Raw genomic sequence first — 16,432 nt, forward strand, 5'->3', positions numbered from 1 at the left:
GAATGCCAGGGCGGCCTTGCGCGCCGCCCGGCCGAGGCAAGCGGACGGGGGCGGCATGCGCCAGCCCGGGAAGACGAAGGTTCCGTCTGCCCGGTTCAGTGAAGGGACGTCAGGCCCGCGCCGTGACGGCCATCGCCGGTGTCTGTCGCGGTACGGCGCGAAAGCCGTTGCCGGCATAGGTCGCCGGCCGGCTCGCCGGGATCGCCGCGCCCGCCAACGTCTCGATCACCTTCGACTGCAACCCGATCGCGCGCTCCAGCAGACGGCGGTTCTCCGAAGTGAGGTCTCGCAGCTGCTCCGCCAGGGCCTGCACTGCGCCACCCTCCGCACCGGCGGCGCGCAGCCCGGTCCGCATCGCCGCGGAATAGGCCGCGGAGAAGGCGTCCGACGCCTGCACCTTCGCCGAGGCAAGGGTCGCCGCGCGCTTCAGGTCGAGGATCGTCAGCGCCTCGTTCTCCGCGCTCAGCGCCTCTGCCAGGCGCTCACCGGTCTGGAGCATCGTCTGCATCATCATGGCGCGGTTCCTTCTGGGGCCGGGTTGGTGGAGGGCGGGGTAAGGGGGGGCTCGCCGGCCGAGCGTCCCTGCATGCGAAGCATCTCGGCATGGACGGCGTTCGCGATGCCGACGCCGCCGCGCTGGCTCCAGCTCTTGGCGTATTGCTCGACCAGCATCGGCCGCCACTGCGCCTCCGCCGAACCGCCGGAGAGGAACCCCTTCGGCGCCTCCCCGAAGACCGGCTGGAGCAGCGCGCCGAGTGCCTGCGCCTCGAAGCGCTGCGCCACGCGGCGCAGCGCGGCGGGCGACGTGTTGGCGCCGCCGGCCGGGGGCGTGATCGCGGTCATCAGCGAACCTCCAGCTCGGCCTGGAGCGCGCCGGCCGCCTTGATGGACTGCAGGATGGTGATCAGGTCGCGCGGCCCCACGCCCAGCGAGTTCAGTCCGCGCACCAGCTCCTCCAGCGTGACGGAGCGTGGCAGGATGCCCAGGCGCCGCTCCCGCTGATCGTCCACCTCGATGCCCGTGCGCGGCACGACCTGTGTCTGGCCGTTGGACAGCGGCCCGGGCTGGCTCACCTGCGGCGTCTCGGTCACGCGGATGGTGAGGTTCCCCTGCGCGATCGCCACCTGGGAGACGCGGACATTCGCGCCCATGACGATGGTGCCGGACGCCTCCTCGATGATGACGCGGGCCGCCTGGTCGGGCTCGACGCGGAGCTGCTCGATGTCGGTCAGCAGCGTCGCCACGTCGCGCCCGCCCGTCACCACCACCACCGTGCGCGGATCGGTCGCCGTCGCCGCGCCGCCGCCCAGCGCGCGGTTGATCGCGTTCGCCATGCGCCGCGCCGTCGTCAGGTCCGGGTTCCGCAGAGACAGCCGCACGCGGTCGCGCCCCGCCAGATCGAAGGGGATTTCCCGCTCCACCACCCCGCCGCTCGCGATTCGGGCGGAGGTCGGCACGCCCCGCTGCACCGACGCCCCCTGGCCCCGCGCCCCGATCGCCCCCGTCGCAACCGCGCCCTGGGAGACGGCGTAGACCTCCCCGTCCGCGCCCAGCAGCGGCGTCACGAGCAGCGTCCCGCCTGTCAGGTTCGACGCGTCTCCCAGCGAAGACACCGCCACGTCAATCCGGCTGCCCGGCCGCGCGAAGGCCGGCAGGTTCGCCGTCACCATGACCGCCGCTACGTTCCGCGTGTCGAGCTGCCGTTCCTGGTCGCGCGTGTTCACGCCCAGCCGTTCCAGCATCCCGACCAGCGACTGCCGCGTGAACACCGCGGATCGCAGCCGGTCCCCCGTGCCCGGCAGCCCCACCACCAGCCCGTAGCCGACAAGCTGGTTGTCCCGCACGCCCTCGATATCCGCGATGTCCTTAATGCGGACCTGCGCGCCCGCGACGCCCGGCAGCAGCAGCGCCAACGCCAGCATCACGGCCTTCGCGCTTCGGAAACCCATCACGGCCACACTCCCGGTCGAACCCGCTCCCCCAGCGCAACGCCTGTGCCAGCGTTCGACGGGGGAGGGGACGGCAGCCCTTGCCGGGCAGCCGGACGAAGTCGCCGCCCCAGGGGAGGGGCCCGGCAAAAAAGGAGCGGCCATGCGCGACATCCAGGGACTCGGCCGGGTGGGACCTGCGGCCCCGGCACGGCGGGCGCGCGGCGCCGCCGGTGCCTTCCGCCTCCCCGACGGCACCGCCGAAGCAGCCGCCACCGGGGCGGCGGGACCCTTGACCCCGGTCGGCGTCCTCGCCGTGCAGGAAGCGGACGATCCGGGCTCCCGCGACCGACGCGGCGCGGCGCGGGCGGCGGCGATGCTCGCCGACCTCAACGCCCTTCAGGTCGAACTCCTGGACGGCCGCCCGGACCCCGCGTGCCTGGAGCGACTCGCCCGCCTGACCGAGGGCGAGAGGCCCTCCGACCCCGCTCTGGCCGACGCCCTGGACGCGATCGCCCTTCGCGCAAAGGTTGAACTGGCGAGGCGCGGCCTTACCGTCCGCGTCTCACCTGTGTCGTCTTCCGTCTTGCCTGTGTCTTCCGGGTGAAAACGGCGGATGTTCAGAGACTTGTCGCCAAAGCTCCTCTTGTTTTGCAGAGCAGCCCGTCGCTATACGCGGCCAGCCTGACCGGGCCGGGGGGAACCGGAACCGTCGGGGCGAGGCCATCGGGATGCGAACCATGCTCATCACCCTGCCGCCGGACTATCGCCCCTCGGACGACGAGGAGTTCATGAACCCCCGGCAGCTCGCCTACTTCCGACAAAAGCTGCTTCGCTGGCGCGCCGACCTGCTGCGGGAGGCCGGCGAGACCCTCTCCTCCATGGGCCAGGGCGGCATCGTGGAGGCCGACCTGACCGACCGCGCCTCGGTCGAGACCGACCGCGCCCTCGAGCTCCGCACCCGCGACCGCGCCCGCAAGCTCATCAGCAAGATCGACCAGGCGCTGGAGCGCGTGGACAACGGCACCTACGGCTACTGCGAGGAGACCGGCGAGCCCATCGGCCTGCGCCGCCTCGAAGCCCGCCCGATCGCCACCCTGTCCATTGAGGCGCAGGAGCGCCACGAGCGCATGGAGCGCGTCCACCGCGACGACTGAGGCCCCCGGGGCTCACGGCCGCCAGGGCAGCGTTCCCGGCGGCAGGCGCCGCCCCGCCCGCCCAGCCAGCGCCATCAGCGCGGCCATGACGGCGAGCGAGATCAGGGACACCGCCGCTGCCTGCGCGCCCTGACCGCCATCCTGCAGGTTGAACACCACCATTCCCAGCGTCTGCGTCCCCGGCCCCGAGAGGAGCGAGGACAGCGTGACCTCATTCACCGCCAGCAGCGCGACGAGGATGCCGCTCGCCGCCAGGGCTGGCGCCAGCAGCGGCACCTGCACCGTGAGCAGCCGCCGCCAGACGCCCGCGCCCAGCCCGCGTGCCGCATCGTCCAGGGCCGGGTCCAGCCGGGCGGCCGCGGCCCAGACGGGCCGCAGCGCCAGCGCCTGAAACCGCATGAGATAGGCGAAGAGAACCACCGCCAGCGAACCGTACACCGCCCCGCCGCCGGGCAGTCCCAGCACGACGAGGATCGCCGCCACCGCCACGCAGACGCCTGGCAACGCGTAGGCCAGATCCGCCGCGAAGGACACGATCCGCACCGCCCGCCAGCGCGCGGAGAGCGCCACCACCACCGCCGCCCCGGCCAGGATGAACGCTGCCGACACAGACAGGAGAAGGGAGTTCCGCAGCCCCCCGAGCGTTCGCGCTTCCGGCGAGACGGCCGACAGGAGGTGCCGCAGCGTCACATTGTCCCAGCCAATCGGCACGCCCGGCGCGGGTGCCAGGGCCGAGGTGACGAGGGAGAGCAGCGGCAGCGCCAGCACCGCCAGGAGATACACGCCGATCAGCCACGCTCCGACACTTGCCGCACGCCCCGCCGGTAACGCGACGAAGGCCGGCCCTCCAGCGGGCAGCGCCGCCCGCCGCGCGGCGAAGACCTGCGCCAGCAGCCCCGGCGCTGCCACCACGGCCAGCAGCAGCGACATGGCTGCCACCCCCGCCAGCGCTGTCGTCCCCCCGCCCGAGAGCCGCTGCCAGATAAGCACCGTGAGCACGGTGTAGCGTCCGGGAATCCCCAGCACCGCCGCCACGCCGAAATTGCCCAGCGCCGCGACCCAGGCCAGCCCCGCCCCGGCCAGGGCGCCCGGCCATAACAGCGGCCAAGCCACCCGCCGCAGTGCCTCGCCCGGCCGTGCGCCGAGCCCCCGCGCGGCCTGCAACGCCCCGCCCGGAAGCCGCCGCACCAACCCCGCCGCGGAGAGAAAGACGAGCGGCGCCCCCTGCACCCCGAGCAGCAGGATCATCCCGCCCGCCCCGTGAAAGGGATTTGGCGTTCCCAGCGGCGGGGCGAGCCCGAGGGCGAGCAGCAGCGGCGAGCTCGGCGTCCCCGCCTGCACCGCCGCCAGCGCCAGCACCTGCGACGGCACGAGCAGCGGCAGCACCCCGAGGAAGATCAGGGGCCGCCGCCCCGGGACCTCCCGAAGCAGCAGCAATGAGACCATGGCGATCCCGAGCACCACGGCCAGCCCCGTCGCCCCCGCCGCGACGACAAGGCTCCGCCCGGCGGCACGCCAGAGCGCGAGATCCTCCGCCGACAGCCCGGCCGGCCCGAGAACGCCCTCTGCCCCCAGCCGCAACAGCGGCACCACGCCGATCAGCAACAGCCAGAGCAGCGCGATCCCGCCCAGCCCCGGCGCCGTCGCGGGTCGCGCCTCCGCCGGGTGCGCGCGCCGTCCCACCACCGCCTCGGTCCGACTACTCGACCAGCGAGCCGAACCGCCTCAGCACCGCCTCGCCCTCCGCGGCGGCGCGCGCCGCGTCGAGCGGCAGAACGCGGATCGTCGCCGGATCGGGAAAGCCTGGCGGCGGGGCCACGCCCGGATCGGCGGGCAGGAACCCCTGCCGCGATGCCAGCCCCTGCCCCTCGCGCGAGAGCAGGAAGTTGACGAAGGCCACCGCGGCGGGCGCGTTGCGCGTGGAGGACAGGATCGCCGCCGGTTCCGTCACCGCCGACACGCCGTCCTCCGGGAAGATGAAGCGGACCGGCGCCCCGCGCGCCGCCTCGCGGATCGGCAGGTAGTCGATGACGATGCCGTAGGCCTTCTCCCCCTGCGCCACCGCCTGCACGACCTGGCCATTGCCGCCGCGGGGCTGCAGCCCCGCCCGCGCGAGGCGCGTGAGGTAGTCCCACCCCAGCGCCTCGGTCTGGGCCAATGTCAGGACATGGATCGCCGCGGCCCCGGACACGGCCGGGGCGGGCATCGCCACCTGGTTGCGCGCGCGCGGCTCCAGCAGGTCCACCCAACGCCGCGGCACGAAGGGCGCGCGCGCATGGGCGAGGATTCCCGTGGTGATGAGCTTCGTCGCGAAGTAATGGCGCGCGGGCTCCACGCGTTCCGGCGGGACGCCGGCCAGCTCCACTTCGGGACTCGGACGCAGCCGCCCCTCCGCGCGCAGCCCTTCCATCGTCAGGCTGTCGGCCAGCAGCAGCACGTCCGCGCGCGGACTGCCGGCGGCGATCTCGGCCCGCAGCCGCGGCATGATCTGGCCGGTGCCGCCGCGGATCCATTCGACCGTGACGCCGGGATGGCGGCGCCGGAAGGCCTCTACCGTCGCCGCCGCGTCGGGTTCCAACTGGCTGGTGTAGAGGACGAGGTTGCCGCTGACCGGCGCCGCCTGCGCCGCCGCATCCCGCGCGGCCGCCGCGGCGCCCAGGCCCAGGAGCAGCGATCTGCGGCGCATCGGGGAACCCCTTCTGTCTCCGGCGGTCGTATCGCCGGGGCGGCCGGTGGGGCAGGGGGGGCGAATGAAGTTTCGGTGATGCGGCCGCGTGGTCCCGGTTACCCCGGCAGGCGCATGAAGTTCGCCGCCGCGCTGGCGCGGCCAAGCAGCGCGCGCATCTCCGGGTTCTCGTGCCCCTGCTCGTCGATCCATGCGTTCATGGGGCAGAAATACTCGTGCCCCTGCGGCATCTGGGTGCGGGCGAAGACCTCGTCATGACGCGGCGTCAGCCCGCAGAGCACGCGGATATCGCGCACTGGCAGGATCAGTGGCTCGGCCGGCTCGGTCTTCAGCACCCCGATGAGCTTCCAGCGCGGCGTCGGGTCGCCCGGTTGGCAGGGTGCCAGCAGCCACGCCACCGGGCAGACCGCGAGCGCGGACGAAGTTGACGCGGCGAAGCGCGACCACCTGTTCAGCTGGTTCTGCAAGCTGGAGCAGGCCTCGATGCCAAGAATGTCCGCATCGGGATCCGAGGGGTCCGGCGAGAAGTGCAACCACAGCCCGTCCCGTCCGGCAGCCTCCGTAAGCGGTTGCTCCCCGGCAGCTTCAGGACAGGCCGCCCCGCCGTCCTGGCGTCGCCCGGCCGTCCGCGAAGCCAAGTCCCCGACTGCTCAGGGTGAGGGATACGCCGGGCGGTCGCTGCGGCCAGGTCCGCAGCCAGCGGCGGACCGTCTCACCCAGTCAGAGCGATGGCGACGCAGGAAATCCCGCCAGGGACGGCACATGCAGGAACCCTTCTGAGCACAACCTCTCGGAGGGAGCGCCCGTTCAGGTTCAAGCGACGAGGGGACGTTGAGAAAACGCCGTCACATTGACCCGCGAAAGTTGCTTGTTCTGGTGAGTCTCCTTTCGCGGGTATGACATCCTTTCTGTTTTGTCGTGGCAAAGCCTTGCCCGGTCAGAGAAGTGGCGGGGGGGCCTTCCGCGAACTCCAAGCAGATCACAAAAAAGGCCGCCCCGGGCCGAAGCCCGGAGCGGCCGGAACGCCTCACCCTCCGCCGGGATCAGCCGCGCGCGGCAACCTCGCGGTAATCGCGGGAGGTCGCGCCCGTGTAGACCTGACGCGGCCGCCCGATGCGCTGCGACGGATCCTCGATCATCTCCTTCCACTGGCTCACCCAACCGACGGTGCGCGCCACCGCGAAGAGCACGGTGAACATGCTCGTCGGGATGCCCATCGCCTTCAGGATGATGCCCGAATAGAAATCGACGTTCGGGTAGAGCTTGCGGGAGATGAAGTAGTCGTCCGAGAGCGCGATGCGCTCCATCTCCATGGCCATGTCGAGCAGCGGCTCGTCCTTGATGCCGAGTTCCGCCAGCACCTCGTGGCAGGTCTCCTTCATGATCTTCGCGCGCGGGTCGAAGTTCTTGTAGACGCGGTGCCCGAAGCCCATGAGCTTCGTGTGCGCGTTCTTGTCCTTCACCTGCGAGATGAAGGCCGGGATGTTCTCGGGCTTGCCGATCTCCCCTAGCATCTTCAGCACCGCCTCGTTCGCGCCGCCATGCGCGGGGCCCCAGAGCGCGGCGATGCCCGCGGCGATGCAGGCGTAGGGGTTGGCGCCGGTGGAGCCGGCCAGCCGCACCGTGCTCGTGCTCGCGTTCTGCTCGTGGTCGGCGTGCAGCACCAGGATCCGGTCCATGGCCTTCGCCAGGATCGGGTTCACCTTGTACTCCTCCGCCGGGACGGCGTTCAGCATGTAGAGGAAGTTCTCGGCGTAGCTCAGGTCGTTCCGCGGATACACGAAGGGCTGGCCGATGGAATACTTGTAGGCCATGGCCGCCAGCGTCGGCACCTTCGCGATCAGGCGGAACGCCGCGATCTCGCGCTGCCGCTCGTCCGTGATGTCGAGCGTGTCGTGGTAGAAGGCGGACAGCGCGCCCACCACGCCGCAGAGCACGGCCATCGGGTGCGCGTCCCGGCGGAAGCCGTCGTAGAAGCGGCGGATCTGCTCATGCACCATCGTGTGCATGGTCACGCCCTTCTTGAACTCCTCCAGCTGCGCCGCGGTCGGCAGCTCGCCGTGGAGCAGGAGGTAAGACACCTCGATGAAGTCCGAGCTCTCCGCCAGCTGCTCGATCGGGTAGCCGCGGTAGAGCAGGATGCCCTGGTCGCCGTCGATGTAGGTGATCTTGCTCTCGCAGGCCGCGGTCATGCCGAAGCCCGGGTCGAAGGTGAAGATGCCGAGGTCGCTGTAGAGCTTTCGGATATCTGCGACCGGCGGCCCGACCGTGGCCTGCACCAGAGGAGCGCGGATGGACTTGTTCGTGCCCTCGAGCGTGATGGTCACGGAACCATTCGGCATGTCGTTCATGCGCTGATCCTTGCCGCCGGACAGGCCGGCCGAGAGGGTGGAGAGGGTCCTGACGAAAGGGGGCGTCGGGGCGGCCGGTCCACCAGGGGTCCATCTACCGGGGATGGTGCGCCGCAAGATAGGCGAGGAGCGCCCGCGGGCCAACTCCGCCCCCCGGCGGTCAGCGGCGCCCGCGCCAATCCGCCGGCGGCTGCCCCCCGGCGGTCCAGAGACCGCGCCCACCCGCCTGGGCCGAGGCCTCCAGGGTCGGCAGGTTGCCCTCCCGCCCCAGCGCCCATCCGGCCGACACGAGCGCGCCGTTCAGCGCCACGCCACCCGCCTCGCACTGGCCCAGGGCACGGCCGAACCGGTCGCGGCCCCGCACCCGGCAGCTCAGGTCACGCCCGGCCACCAGGCGTGCCAGCGCCTCCGCCGCACCCCCGCCGCAGTCGAAGGAGCGACCGGCCGAATCCAGGCAGGCCTCGCCGCGGGCCGGGGCTTCCAGCCCACGCAGCCGAACGACGCGATCGGCAAGCCGCAGCGTCTCCCCGTCCACGACCCGTACCTCGGCCGCCACGGCGGTCCATTCCTGCTCCTGCGGCGAGTTGCCGAGGAGCTGCGGCGGCAAGCCGATTCCCCCGAAGCCCGCGACGGCGGCCACGACGCCGAGCGCGATCAAGGGGCCGCGCCAGCGGCGCGGGGAACGGGCGGGACGGAAGATGCGACGACGGGTCAGCACGCGGCTCCTGCCTAGCAAGGCGTCCCGCCCCAGCACAAGCGCGGGAGGGCGGGTCCGGTCGGGGTCCGGCGTCCTTCCCGGCCGGGAAGGCAACGCCGGAAGGCCGCGTCAGGCTGCCGGCTCGGGCAGGTTGCTCGGGGTCAGAAAGCGCACCAGCCGCGCCCCGCCGGGCCGCAGCGACACCCATGGGCCCTCGAATGCGAATTCGGCGAGCGAGCAGGTCGGATAGGCCCCGGCGAGGACCCTGGCGTCGGCCGAGCGGTCGTCTGGCCCGGTCAGCTCCAGCGCCAGCTCGTGCAGCCCGGGGTTGTGGGCGATCGCCAGCACGGTCCCGACCTCGTCCGGCACGGCCTGCGCCGCCTCCAGGAGCCGCCGCCACGGGGCGAGGTAGAGGTCGTCCATCGGCTCGACCCGTGGCGAGCCCTCCAGGACGCCGAGCGCCTCCAGCGTCTGCAACGTCCGCCGCGCCGAAGAGACGAGCACGAGGTCGGGGCGCAGCGCCATCCCCCGCATCGCAGCCCCCATCCCGGCCGCGGCGCGCCGCCCGCGCGCGTTCAGCGGCCGCGCGTGGTCGGACAGCGCGGGATCGTCCCAGGTGGACTTCGCGTGGCGCAGCAACAGCAACCGGTGCATGGCGCCACTCTGCCACGCCGGTCCCGGGCTGTCGCGGGGCGCCCCGCGCGAGGCCGTGAAGGTGCCCTCCGCTTGAGAACCACAGGCCCGATGGCACATCCTGGCCGACCATGACCCTGCGCACCCTGCCGCGACGCGGCCTCCTCGCCGCCCCGGCGCTCCTGCTCCCGCTTTCGGCCGGGGCCGCGCCGCCCGGCGGTTACAACTGGCGGATCCTCCGGGACGGCCGCGAGATCGGCACCCACCGGGTGACCTTCGGGACCAGCGGCGCGCTGCGCCATGTGGACGTCGCGGTGGACATCGTCGTCCGCCTCGCGGGCTTCACCGTCTATCGCTACACTCACCAGTTCTGGGAGCGCTGGGACGGCCAGCGCCTCGTCGGCCTCGGCTCCCGCAGCGACCGCAACGGCACGGTGACGCAACTCGTGGTCCGGCCGGAGGGGGACGGCCTGATCGCCGAAGGCGGCGCCGCCCCGGTCCGCCTGCCACGCGACGCGGCGCCCCTGTCCTGGTGGGACCCCTCGACCCTCTCCCGCCCGCTCTTCGACGCGAAGACCGCGGCGCCCGAGGCGCGCGTCGTCCACGAGAGCGGCACGGGCCTCGCCGGCACCTGGCGGCAGCCCGGCCCCTCCAGCTCGGAGGCGCGCTACGCCGCCGACGGGACCTGGCTCGGCTACTCCACCCGCGGCGAGGACGGCAGCACCGTCACCTACGCGGCGCGATGACCGAGCGTCCCGGCTCGGGCCGTGCGGGCTGCGGCGGCGCGACCGGGGAGGCGGGCGGAGCGGCGGCGGGCGCCGCAGCGGCCGGGGCCGGCGGCGGCTCTACGGTCGGGTCCGGCGCCCGGGACGCCTGACCGGCCGAGACCGATCCCTGGTTCACCCCGTTGGTGAGCCGCCGGAAGGACACCTGCGCCGTGCCGACCTGGATGCCGTACCAGGTCACCGCCGCGCGGGAGAGCGCCGTGTCCGGCGCGACCCGCACGAACCACTGATCGAAGCCGAGCTTCCGGCGGCTGCCGTTCAGCGTCAGCATGTTCAGCTCGTGCTCGAGGTGGAAGGCGTTGCCGGAGACGACTCCCCGCACCGGCCCCGTGGCGTCGGTCGCCTCCCCGGTCCAGGTGTTGCCCGACGCATCCTCCCGGTCCCGGCGCAGCCGCCAGAATCGCCGGTCCTCCCAGCCGTCGTCGTAGGTGAAGTACTCATCGAAGGTGAGGGTGGTGCCGTCATAGGCGCCGATCAGCTCCGCCCGGAACCACCGCTCGATCGCGCCGAGCCGCGTGGTGAAGAGGCCGTGGCTGCGGAGCCGCGATGCGAAGAACTCCTCCGGCCGGAAGGGCGGCCCCTTGGCGGAGAAGGTCTCGGGCGCCGTGCCGCAACCCGGCAGGGCCGCCGCCGCGCCGAGGGCGGGAAGGGAGAGAAGGAGCGAGCGTCGTCCGGACATGGCCGGACCATCCATCGCCGTGTCCTGCTTGGCGAGTCGGCGCGGCGGAGATTCCGCGCCCTCCCGAACCCACGGTCCCGGGTGTGGCCGATCGGTTCGCCCTACCCCGGATGGGGCCTCACCAGGGCAGGTCGACCCAGGACAGGTGCCCGCCCTTGCCCGCGCCCGTATCCATGAACACCGCTGCCCCGCCACCGGCGCCGATCTGCATGAAAGGCCGCCCGTCGTGGCTGCGCATCTCATGCCCACAATAGACGGTGATCCCGGCGGGGATGCGGTCCACCCATCCGTGCAGCCGCTCCGGATAGCCATCGTCCCGCATCCGGCTCGTCACCTGGCCGAACAGGGCGCGCGGCACCAGCCCCTCCGGCTTCCGCGCCCCGGCGTCCGCGGGGGGCTGCGCGTGCAGCATGCGCGGGTGGAACCCCCCGTGGACGAAGAGCCGCTGGTCCATGCGCAGCCAGGCCGGCGCCTGCGCGATCTCCACCAGCGCCCGGCGCTTCAGCGATTCGGCGTCCCGCGCCTCGTCCAGTTGCTCCAGCGTCCGGCCGAGGCCGGCCGGCTCGATCCGCAGCGCCGCGCCGTCCAGGGCGCGGCGGAGCTTGTGGTCGTGATTCCCCAGCAGGAAGAGGCCGCGCCCCTCCGCCCGCAGCGCGAAGGCCCGTCGCAGCACCCCCGGCCCATCCGACCCGCCATCCGTCAGGTCGCCCAACTGGATGACGTAGAGCTTCTCCGCCACCGCCCCGTCCACGGCCGCGTGGAAGGCCTCGGCGTCGCCGTGCACGTCGCCGACAACGCGGATTCCCTCGAAGCGGCTGCGAAGGTCCCTCACGGCGGCACGGCCTCCGCCGGTGCCCGGCGGGCGGCCGCGCGCAGCGCGGCCAGCGCCCGCTCCCGCGCCGCCGCGTGCTCCACCACCGGCCGCGGATAGTCGGCCGCGCCGGGACCGGCCGCCCGCCGCGCGGCCTCCGGCGCCTCCCAGGGCCGGTGGATGTACCGCGCCGGCATCCGGGCCAGCTCCGGCACCCAGCGCCGGACGTAGACCCCGTCCGGGTCGAACTTCTCTCCCTGCAGCGTCGGGTTGAACACGCGGAAATAAGGCGATGCGTCGGTCCCGCTGCCGGCGATCCACTGCCAGGACGCGGCGTTGTTCGCGGGGTCCGCGTCCACCAGCGTGTCGTTGAACCAGGCCGCCCCGTCCTGCCAGGGCTGGAGCAGATGCTTCACCAGCAGCGACGCCGCGATCATCCGGACGCGATTGTGCATCCAGCCGATCCGCCAGAGCTGCCGCATCCCAGCATCCACGATCGGAAATCCTGTCCGCCCGCGCTGCCAGGCCCGCAGCAGCGCGCGGTCGGGCGCATAAGGGAAGTCCCGGAAGGCCGGGCGCAATGCCTCCCGCCCCATCTCCGGCCGGTGCCAGAGCAGGTGGTGCGAGAACTCCCGCCAGAGGATCTCCCGCAGGAACGGCGTCGCGTCCTCCGCCCCCGCGCTGCGCGCCGAGTGCCAAACCTGCCGCGGCGAGACCTCGCCCCAGCGCAGATGCGGCGACAGGCCAGAAGATCCCTCGATCCCCGGATCGTTGCGACTCTCCGGATAAGCCCGCAGCCGTGCCCGCCGGGCGAAGCGCCCGAGCCGCGCGAGCGCCCCGGCCTCACCGGGCGTCCAGACCGTGCCGAAGCCAGCGGCCCAGTCCGGCACCGGCGCGCGCGGCAGCAGGTCGAGCGCGGACAGAGCGAGGCCGGGGGAGGGCGCCGCGAGCCCGTGCAGCCGCCCGGGCGCCTCCAGCGGCGGCGGCGGATCGCCCCTCTCCAGCGCCTTCTTCGCGAAGGGCGCATACACGGTGTACGGCCGCCCCGAGGCCGCAGCGATGCCGTCCGGCCGCATCAGGTGCGTGGAGGCGTGCAGCACCAGCGCCCGCCCCTCCGCCGCGAGCCGGGCGGAGAGCGCCGCCTCCTGCGCGCGCGCCCAGGGCTCGACGAGCCACCCCGCCTGCACCTCGGCTGCGCCGACATCGCGTGCCAACTCCGCGAGCAGCGGCACGGCGTCGCCGCGCAGGATGAGCAGCGGCGCCCCAGACGCCGCCAGCGAGGCGCTCAGCGCCGCGAGGGAATGGTGCAGCCACCATCGGGCCGCCCCGCGATAGGCGAGTTCCCCCATCGCCGCCTCGTCCAGCACGAAGACCGGCAGCACCGGCCGGTCCCGCACGGCGTGCAGCGCCGGGTTGTCGGCCAGCCGCAGGTCCTGCCGGAACCAGACGATCGCCGGGGCCGTCATGCCGCGGTCCCCAGGCCGCGCATCGGCGCCATCGGCGCGCTGAACAGCCGCTCGGACCCCAGCAGGAAGACCCGCCCCCCGCGCGGGAACAGCCCGCCCAGCGCCGGGTCCCGCACGTCCAAACCGCCCGTATAGGCGCCGAAGGCCGGCAGGATCACCCGCCAGGCGCTCGTGGCGAAACAGGGCCGGGAGATCCCGCCAGCGCGCGTCGCGAGTGTCGCCTTCGGGTGGAAGTGCCCGCTGACCTCCCCGACCCGGGCACGCGGAACCGCCTCGTGACGGAACGTGAGGGGCCCGTCCTCGAGCTCCTCCACCGCCATGCCCGGCAGCCCGACCGGCGCGACCGGATCGTGATTCCCCAGGACCCAGACGGTCTCCTCCACCGCCGAGAGAACCCGGATCAGCGCCGCGCAGTCCGAGGCCGCCAGCCGCGCGCAGCCCCCCGCGTCGTGGAAGCTGTCCCCGAGAAGGATCAGCCGCGCCGGTCCGTAGCGCCGCACCGCCAGCGCCAGCTTCGCGATGGTCTCCCGCGTGTCGTAGGGCGGCACGAAGGCGCCCCGCATCGCGAAATGGCTGCCCTTCTCGAGGTGCAGGTCCGAGACGACGAGCGTTCGCCGCGCCGGCCAGAGCATCACGCCCGCCGGGTCGAGCATCAGCCGCTCCCCCGCCAGGTGCATCGGCGCGGGGGTCACGAGGCCAGGCCCTTGGCATGGCGGACGAAGCGGCGGGGCGGCGGGCGTCTCTCACGGCGGCGGGGTCGATCCACCACACCCGAACGCACGCGGACGCCCTCGGTCACCTCGGCCAGGACATCGGCGAAATGCTCGGCCCCGTCGGTCGCCTCCTCCACCAGGGCGGCGGCCTCGGCCAGGAGCGCGTCCTCGGCGCCCCCTGCCACCCATTCCCGCCCTTCCTCGATCAGCGCCGGGACGGCCAGCGGCGAGACCCGGTCCAGCCGCCGCACCCGGATCGCCCCCTGGATGCGCGCGAGCAGCGTCGCGATCCGCCCGACATCCGTCAGCCCCGTCGCGGCCTCGGCCCGCGTGGCCCGCAGCAGGATGTGGTCGGGCTCATGCTTGCGCAGCACGTCATAGATAAGGTCTGCATTCACGGTCATCTGCCGCCCGGACTTCTCCTGGCCGGGGTGGTTCTTCTCGATCAGCCCGGCGATGGTCGCGATGTTCCGGAAGGTCCGCCGGAGCATGGAGGATTCCGCGATCCACTCCTCCAGCTCCTCCCCGAGGATGTCTTCCTCGAAGAGTTGCCGCGGGTCCTCCGGCTCGAAGGCGCTCCAGGTCGCCAGCACGTAGTCGGTGCCCAGATAACCGAGCGGCCCGTGGCCGAGCCGCTCCATCCGCTTCGTCACCAGCATCCCCAGCGTCTGGTGGGCCAGCCGCCCCTCGAAGCAGTAGGCGACCATGAACCAGCGCCCGCCCTTCGGGAAAACCTCGATCAGCATTCCGTCCCGCTGCGGCAGTTCGGACCGGAGCTGCTGCAGCCGCAACCAGTCCCGCACCGGTTCCGGCAGCGCCCGCCACCGCTTCGGATCGGACAGGATGGACCGCACGCGATAGGAGAGCTGCGTGGAGAGCGGCATCCGCGCCCCCGCATAGGCCGGCACGCGCGGCTCCCCGTCGCCGCCGCGCGAGACGACCATCGTCAGCGCCTCGATCCCCTCGTAGCGCAGCGTCTGGCCCGCGAAGATGAAGCAGTGCCCCACTTCCAGCGTGGAGGCGAACCACTCCTCCACCTCCCCCAGCACGGGACCTCCGCGCAGCCGCACCTTCAGCATCGGCGTGTCCACGATGGTGCCGAGGTTCATCCGCGCCTGTCGCGCCGTACGGACGTCGCGGATGTGGACCATCCCCTCGGAGTCCCGGAACAGCTTGCGGAAGCGGTCATAGGCCCGCAGCGCGTAGCCCCCGTCCTCCACGAAGCGCAGCACGTCGTCGAAGTCCCGCCTGCTCAGCGCGGCATAGGGCGCGGCGCGCGTCACTTCCGCATAGAGGTCGTCAGGATGGAACGGCGCATGGCAAGCCATGGCCAGCACGTGCTGTGCCAGCACATCCAGTCCGCCGGGACGCGGTGCCTCCCCGTCCAGCTCATGCGCCCGCACCGCCTCGGTGGCCGCGACGCACTCGATCACCTCGAAGCGGTTCGCCGGCACCAGCACGGCGCGGGACGGCTCGTCCATCCGGTGATTGGCCCGCCCGATGCGCTGCAGCAGGCGCGACGTTCCCTTCGGCGCCCCAACCTGGATCACCTGGTCCACCCCGCCCCAGTCGATCCCCAGATCGAGCGATGCCGTCGCCACCACCGCCCGCAGCCGCCCGGCGGCCATCGCCGCCTCCACCTTCCGCCGCTGCTCGATCTGCAAGCTGCCGTGGTGCAGCCCGATCGGCAGGTTGTCGTCGTTCAGCCGCCACAGCGCCGCGAAGACGAGCTCCGCCTGCGCCCGCGTGTTGACGAAGACGATCGTCACCCCCGCCTGACCGATCAGCCCGTAGATCCCCGGCGCCGAGGCCAGTCCCATATGCCCGCCCCAGGGCAAGTGCCCCTCCGGCAGCATCAGCCCGATCTCCGGCTCCGCCCCGCCCTTGCCCAGCACCAGCCGCACGTCGTCCGGACGCGCGGAGGGCGAGAGCCAGGCCCGCAGCGCGTCCGGGTGCGCCACCGTCGCCGATAGCCCCACCCGCCTGACCCCCGGCGCCAGCCGCTCCAGCCGCGCCATCCCGAGCGCCAGCTGATCCCCGCGCTTCGTTCCCGCCAGCGCGTGCGCCTCGTCCACCACCACCGCCCGCAGCCCGGCGAACATCTCCCCCGCCTCTGGGGAAGACAGCAGCACGGCCAGACTTTCCGGCGTCGTCAGCAAGATGTTCGGCGGCGTCTCCCGCTGCCGCGCCCGCCGGTTGGCCGGCGTGTCCCCGGTCCGCGTCTCGATCCGGATGGGAAGCCCCATCTCGGAGACCGGCTCCATCAGGTTCCGCGCGATGTCCACCGCCAGCGCCTTCAGCGGTGAGACATAAACGGTGTGCAGCCCCTCCCGCGGTTCCGCCGCGAGTTCCAGCAGCGAGGGCAGGAACCCGCCCAACGTCTTGCCGCCGCCGGTCGGCGCGATCAGCAGCGCGCTCTCCCCGGCCTTCGCGGCGCGCCACAGCGCGGTCTGGTGGGCTCGCGGTGTCCAGCCGCGCGCGGCGAACCAGCCCGCGAAGGGTTCCGGCAATGTTCCCATGGGCCCC

The 16,432-nt window shown here is 72.9% G+C and carries 17 protein-coding genes; 3 read left to right on the plus strand and 14 right to left on the minus strand.

Features of this window, described 5'->3' with window-relative positions; all coding sequences use genetic code 11:
* Positions 1–109: 109 nt before the first annotated feature.
* Genes ACP6CK_RS01945 through ACP6CK_RS01955 form a run of 3 tightly spaced genes read right to left on the minus strand, consistent with a single transcriptional unit; the run spans position 110 to position 1,949 of the window.
* Positions 110–514 carry a hypothetical protein gene (locus ACP6CK_RS01945; protein WP_426957090.1) on the minus strand — a complete coding sequence of 135 codons (405 nt, stop codon included), beginning with the start codon at positions 512–514 and terminating at the stop codon, positions 110–112.
* Entirely contained in the window at positions 511–843 is a 333-nt protein-coding gene (locus ACP6CK_RS01950; protein WP_426957091.1) for a rod-binding protein, read from the minus strand. The genes ACP6CK_RS01945 and ACP6CK_RS01950 overlap by 4 nt, the downstream gene beginning before the upstream one ends.
* The gene (locus ACP6CK_RS01955) at positions 843–1,949 is read right to left on the minus strand and encodes a flagellar basal body P-ring protein FlgI (RefSeq protein ID WP_426957092.1); all 1,107 of its coding nucleotides are present in this window, start codon (positions 1,947–1,949) and stop codon (positions 843–845) included. Before ACP6CK_RS01955 ends, ACP6CK_RS01950 begins: the two co-directional genes overlap by 1 nt.
* 142 nt (positions 1,950–2,091) lie before the next feature.
* Between ACP6CK_RS01955 and ACP6CK_RS01960 the strand changes: the two genes are divergently transcribed.
* Positions 2,092–2,535, plus strand: a complete 444-nt coding sequence (locus ACP6CK_RS01960; protein WP_426957093.1) for a flagellar assembly protein FliX — start codon at positions 2,092–2,094, stop codon at positions 2,533–2,535.
* Positions 2,536–2,668: 133 nt separating this feature from the next.
* Positions 2,669–3,085: an RNA polymerase-binding protein DksA gene (gene dksA / locus ACP6CK_RS01965; RefSeq protein ID WP_426957094.1), complete on the plus strand. Its 417-nt coding sequence runs from the start codon at positions 2,669–2,671 to the stop codon at positions 3,083–3,085.
* A 12-nt stretch (positions 3,086–3,097) separates the two neighbouring features.
* On the opposite strand, the gene ACP6CK_RS01970 is transcribed toward dksA, so the two are convergent.
* The 6 genes from ACP6CK_RS01970 to ACP6CK_RS01995 all read right to left on the minus strand — a co-directional run bounded on the left by ACP6CK_RS01970 (position 3,098) and on the right by ACP6CK_RS01995 (position 9,473).
* Positions 3,098–4,771, minus strand: coding sequence for an ABC transporter permease (locus ACP6CK_RS01970; protein ID WP_426957095.1), 1,674 nt, complete (start codon positions 4,769–4,771; stop codon positions 3,098–3,100).
* A gap of 13 nt (positions 4,772–4,784) precedes the next feature.
* Positions 4,785–5,771 (minus strand): ABC transporter substrate-binding protein, encoded by a 987-nt coding sequence (locus ACP6CK_RS01975; RefSeq protein WP_426957096.1) that lies wholly within the window; start codon positions 5,769–5,771, stop codon positions 4,785–4,787.
* Between the two features lie 98 nt (positions 5,772–5,869).
* The gene (locus tag ACP6CK_RS01980; protein ID WP_426957097.1) at positions 5,870–6,304 is read right to left on the minus strand and encodes a hypothetical protein; all 435 of its coding nucleotides are present in this window, start codon (positions 6,302–6,304) and stop codon (positions 5,870–5,872) included.
* A gap of 510 nt (positions 6,305–6,814) precedes the next feature.
* Positions 6,815–8,122, minus strand: coding sequence for a citrate synthase (gltA, locus tag ACP6CK_RS01985; RefSeq protein WP_426957098.1), 1,308 nt, complete (start codon positions 8,120–8,122; stop codon positions 6,815–6,817).
* Between the two features lie 160 nt (positions 8,123–8,282).
* Positions 8,283–8,840, minus strand: a complete 558-nt coding sequence (locus tag ACP6CK_RS01990; protein WP_426957099.1) for a thermonuclease family protein — start codon at positions 8,838–8,840, stop codon at positions 8,283–8,285.
* 108 nt (positions 8,841–8,948) lie between these two features.
* A complete protein-coding gene (locus ACP6CK_RS01995; protein WP_426957100.1) occupies positions 8,949–9,473 on the minus strand; it encodes a SixA phosphatase family protein in 525 nt (174 codons plus the stop codon).
* Between the two features lie 110 nt (positions 9,474–9,583).
* On the opposite strand from ACP6CK_RS01995, the gene ACP6CK_RS02000 reads away from it, so the two are divergent.
* The gene (locus ACP6CK_RS02000; RefSeq protein ID WP_426957101.1) at positions 9,584–10,198 is read left to right on the plus strand and encodes a DUF6134 family protein; all 615 of its coding nucleotides are present in this window, start codon (positions 9,584–9,586) and stop codon (positions 10,196–10,198) included.
* On the opposite strand, the gene ACP6CK_RS02005 is transcribed toward ACP6CK_RS02000, so the two are convergent.
* From ACP6CK_RS02005 to ACP6CK_RS02025, 5 genes are all read right to left on the minus strand, one after another.
* On the minus strand, positions 10,179–10,916 hold the full coding sequence (locus tag ACP6CK_RS02005) for a DUF3833 family protein (RefSeq protein ID WP_426957102.1): 738 nt from the start codon (positions 10,914–10,916) through the stop codon (positions 10,179–10,181). The two genes, ACP6CK_RS02000 and ACP6CK_RS02005, sit on opposite strands and share 20 nt — an antisense overlap.
* Before the next feature lie 118 nt (positions 10,917–11,034).
* On the minus strand, positions 11,035–11,748 hold the full coding sequence (locus ACP6CK_RS02010) for a metallophosphoesterase (RefSeq protein WP_426957103.1): 714 nt from the start codon (positions 11,746–11,748) through the stop codon (positions 11,035–11,037).
* Positions 11,745–13,193 (minus strand): cryptochrome/photolyase family protein, encoded by a 1,449-nt coding sequence (locus ACP6CK_RS02015; RefSeq protein WP_426957104.1) that lies wholly within the window; start codon positions 13,191–13,193, stop codon positions 11,745–11,747. Before ACP6CK_RS02015 ends, ACP6CK_RS02010 begins: the two co-directional genes overlap by 4 nt.
* Positions 13,190–13,885 (minus strand): ligase-associated DNA damage response endonuclease PdeM, encoded by a 696-nt coding sequence (pdeM, locus tag ACP6CK_RS02020; RefSeq protein WP_426957105.1) that lies wholly within the window; start codon positions 13,883–13,885, stop codon positions 13,190–13,192. Before pdeM ends, ACP6CK_RS02015 begins: the two co-directional genes overlap by 4 nt.
* Positions 13,882–16,425, minus strand: a complete 2,544-nt coding sequence (locus ACP6CK_RS02025) for a ligase-associated DNA damage response DEXH box helicase (RefSeq protein ID WP_426957106.1) — start codon at positions 16,423–16,425, stop codon at positions 13,882–13,884. The genes pdeM and ACP6CK_RS02025 overlap by 4 nt, the downstream gene beginning before the upstream one ends.
* Positions 16,426–16,432 lie beyond the last annotated feature (7 nt).

This window comes from Muricoccus radiodurans (assembly GCF_050154705.1).
GTDB lineage: Bacteria > Pseudomonadota > Alphaproteobacteria > Acetobacterales > Acetobacteraceae > Roseomonas > Roseomonas radiodurans.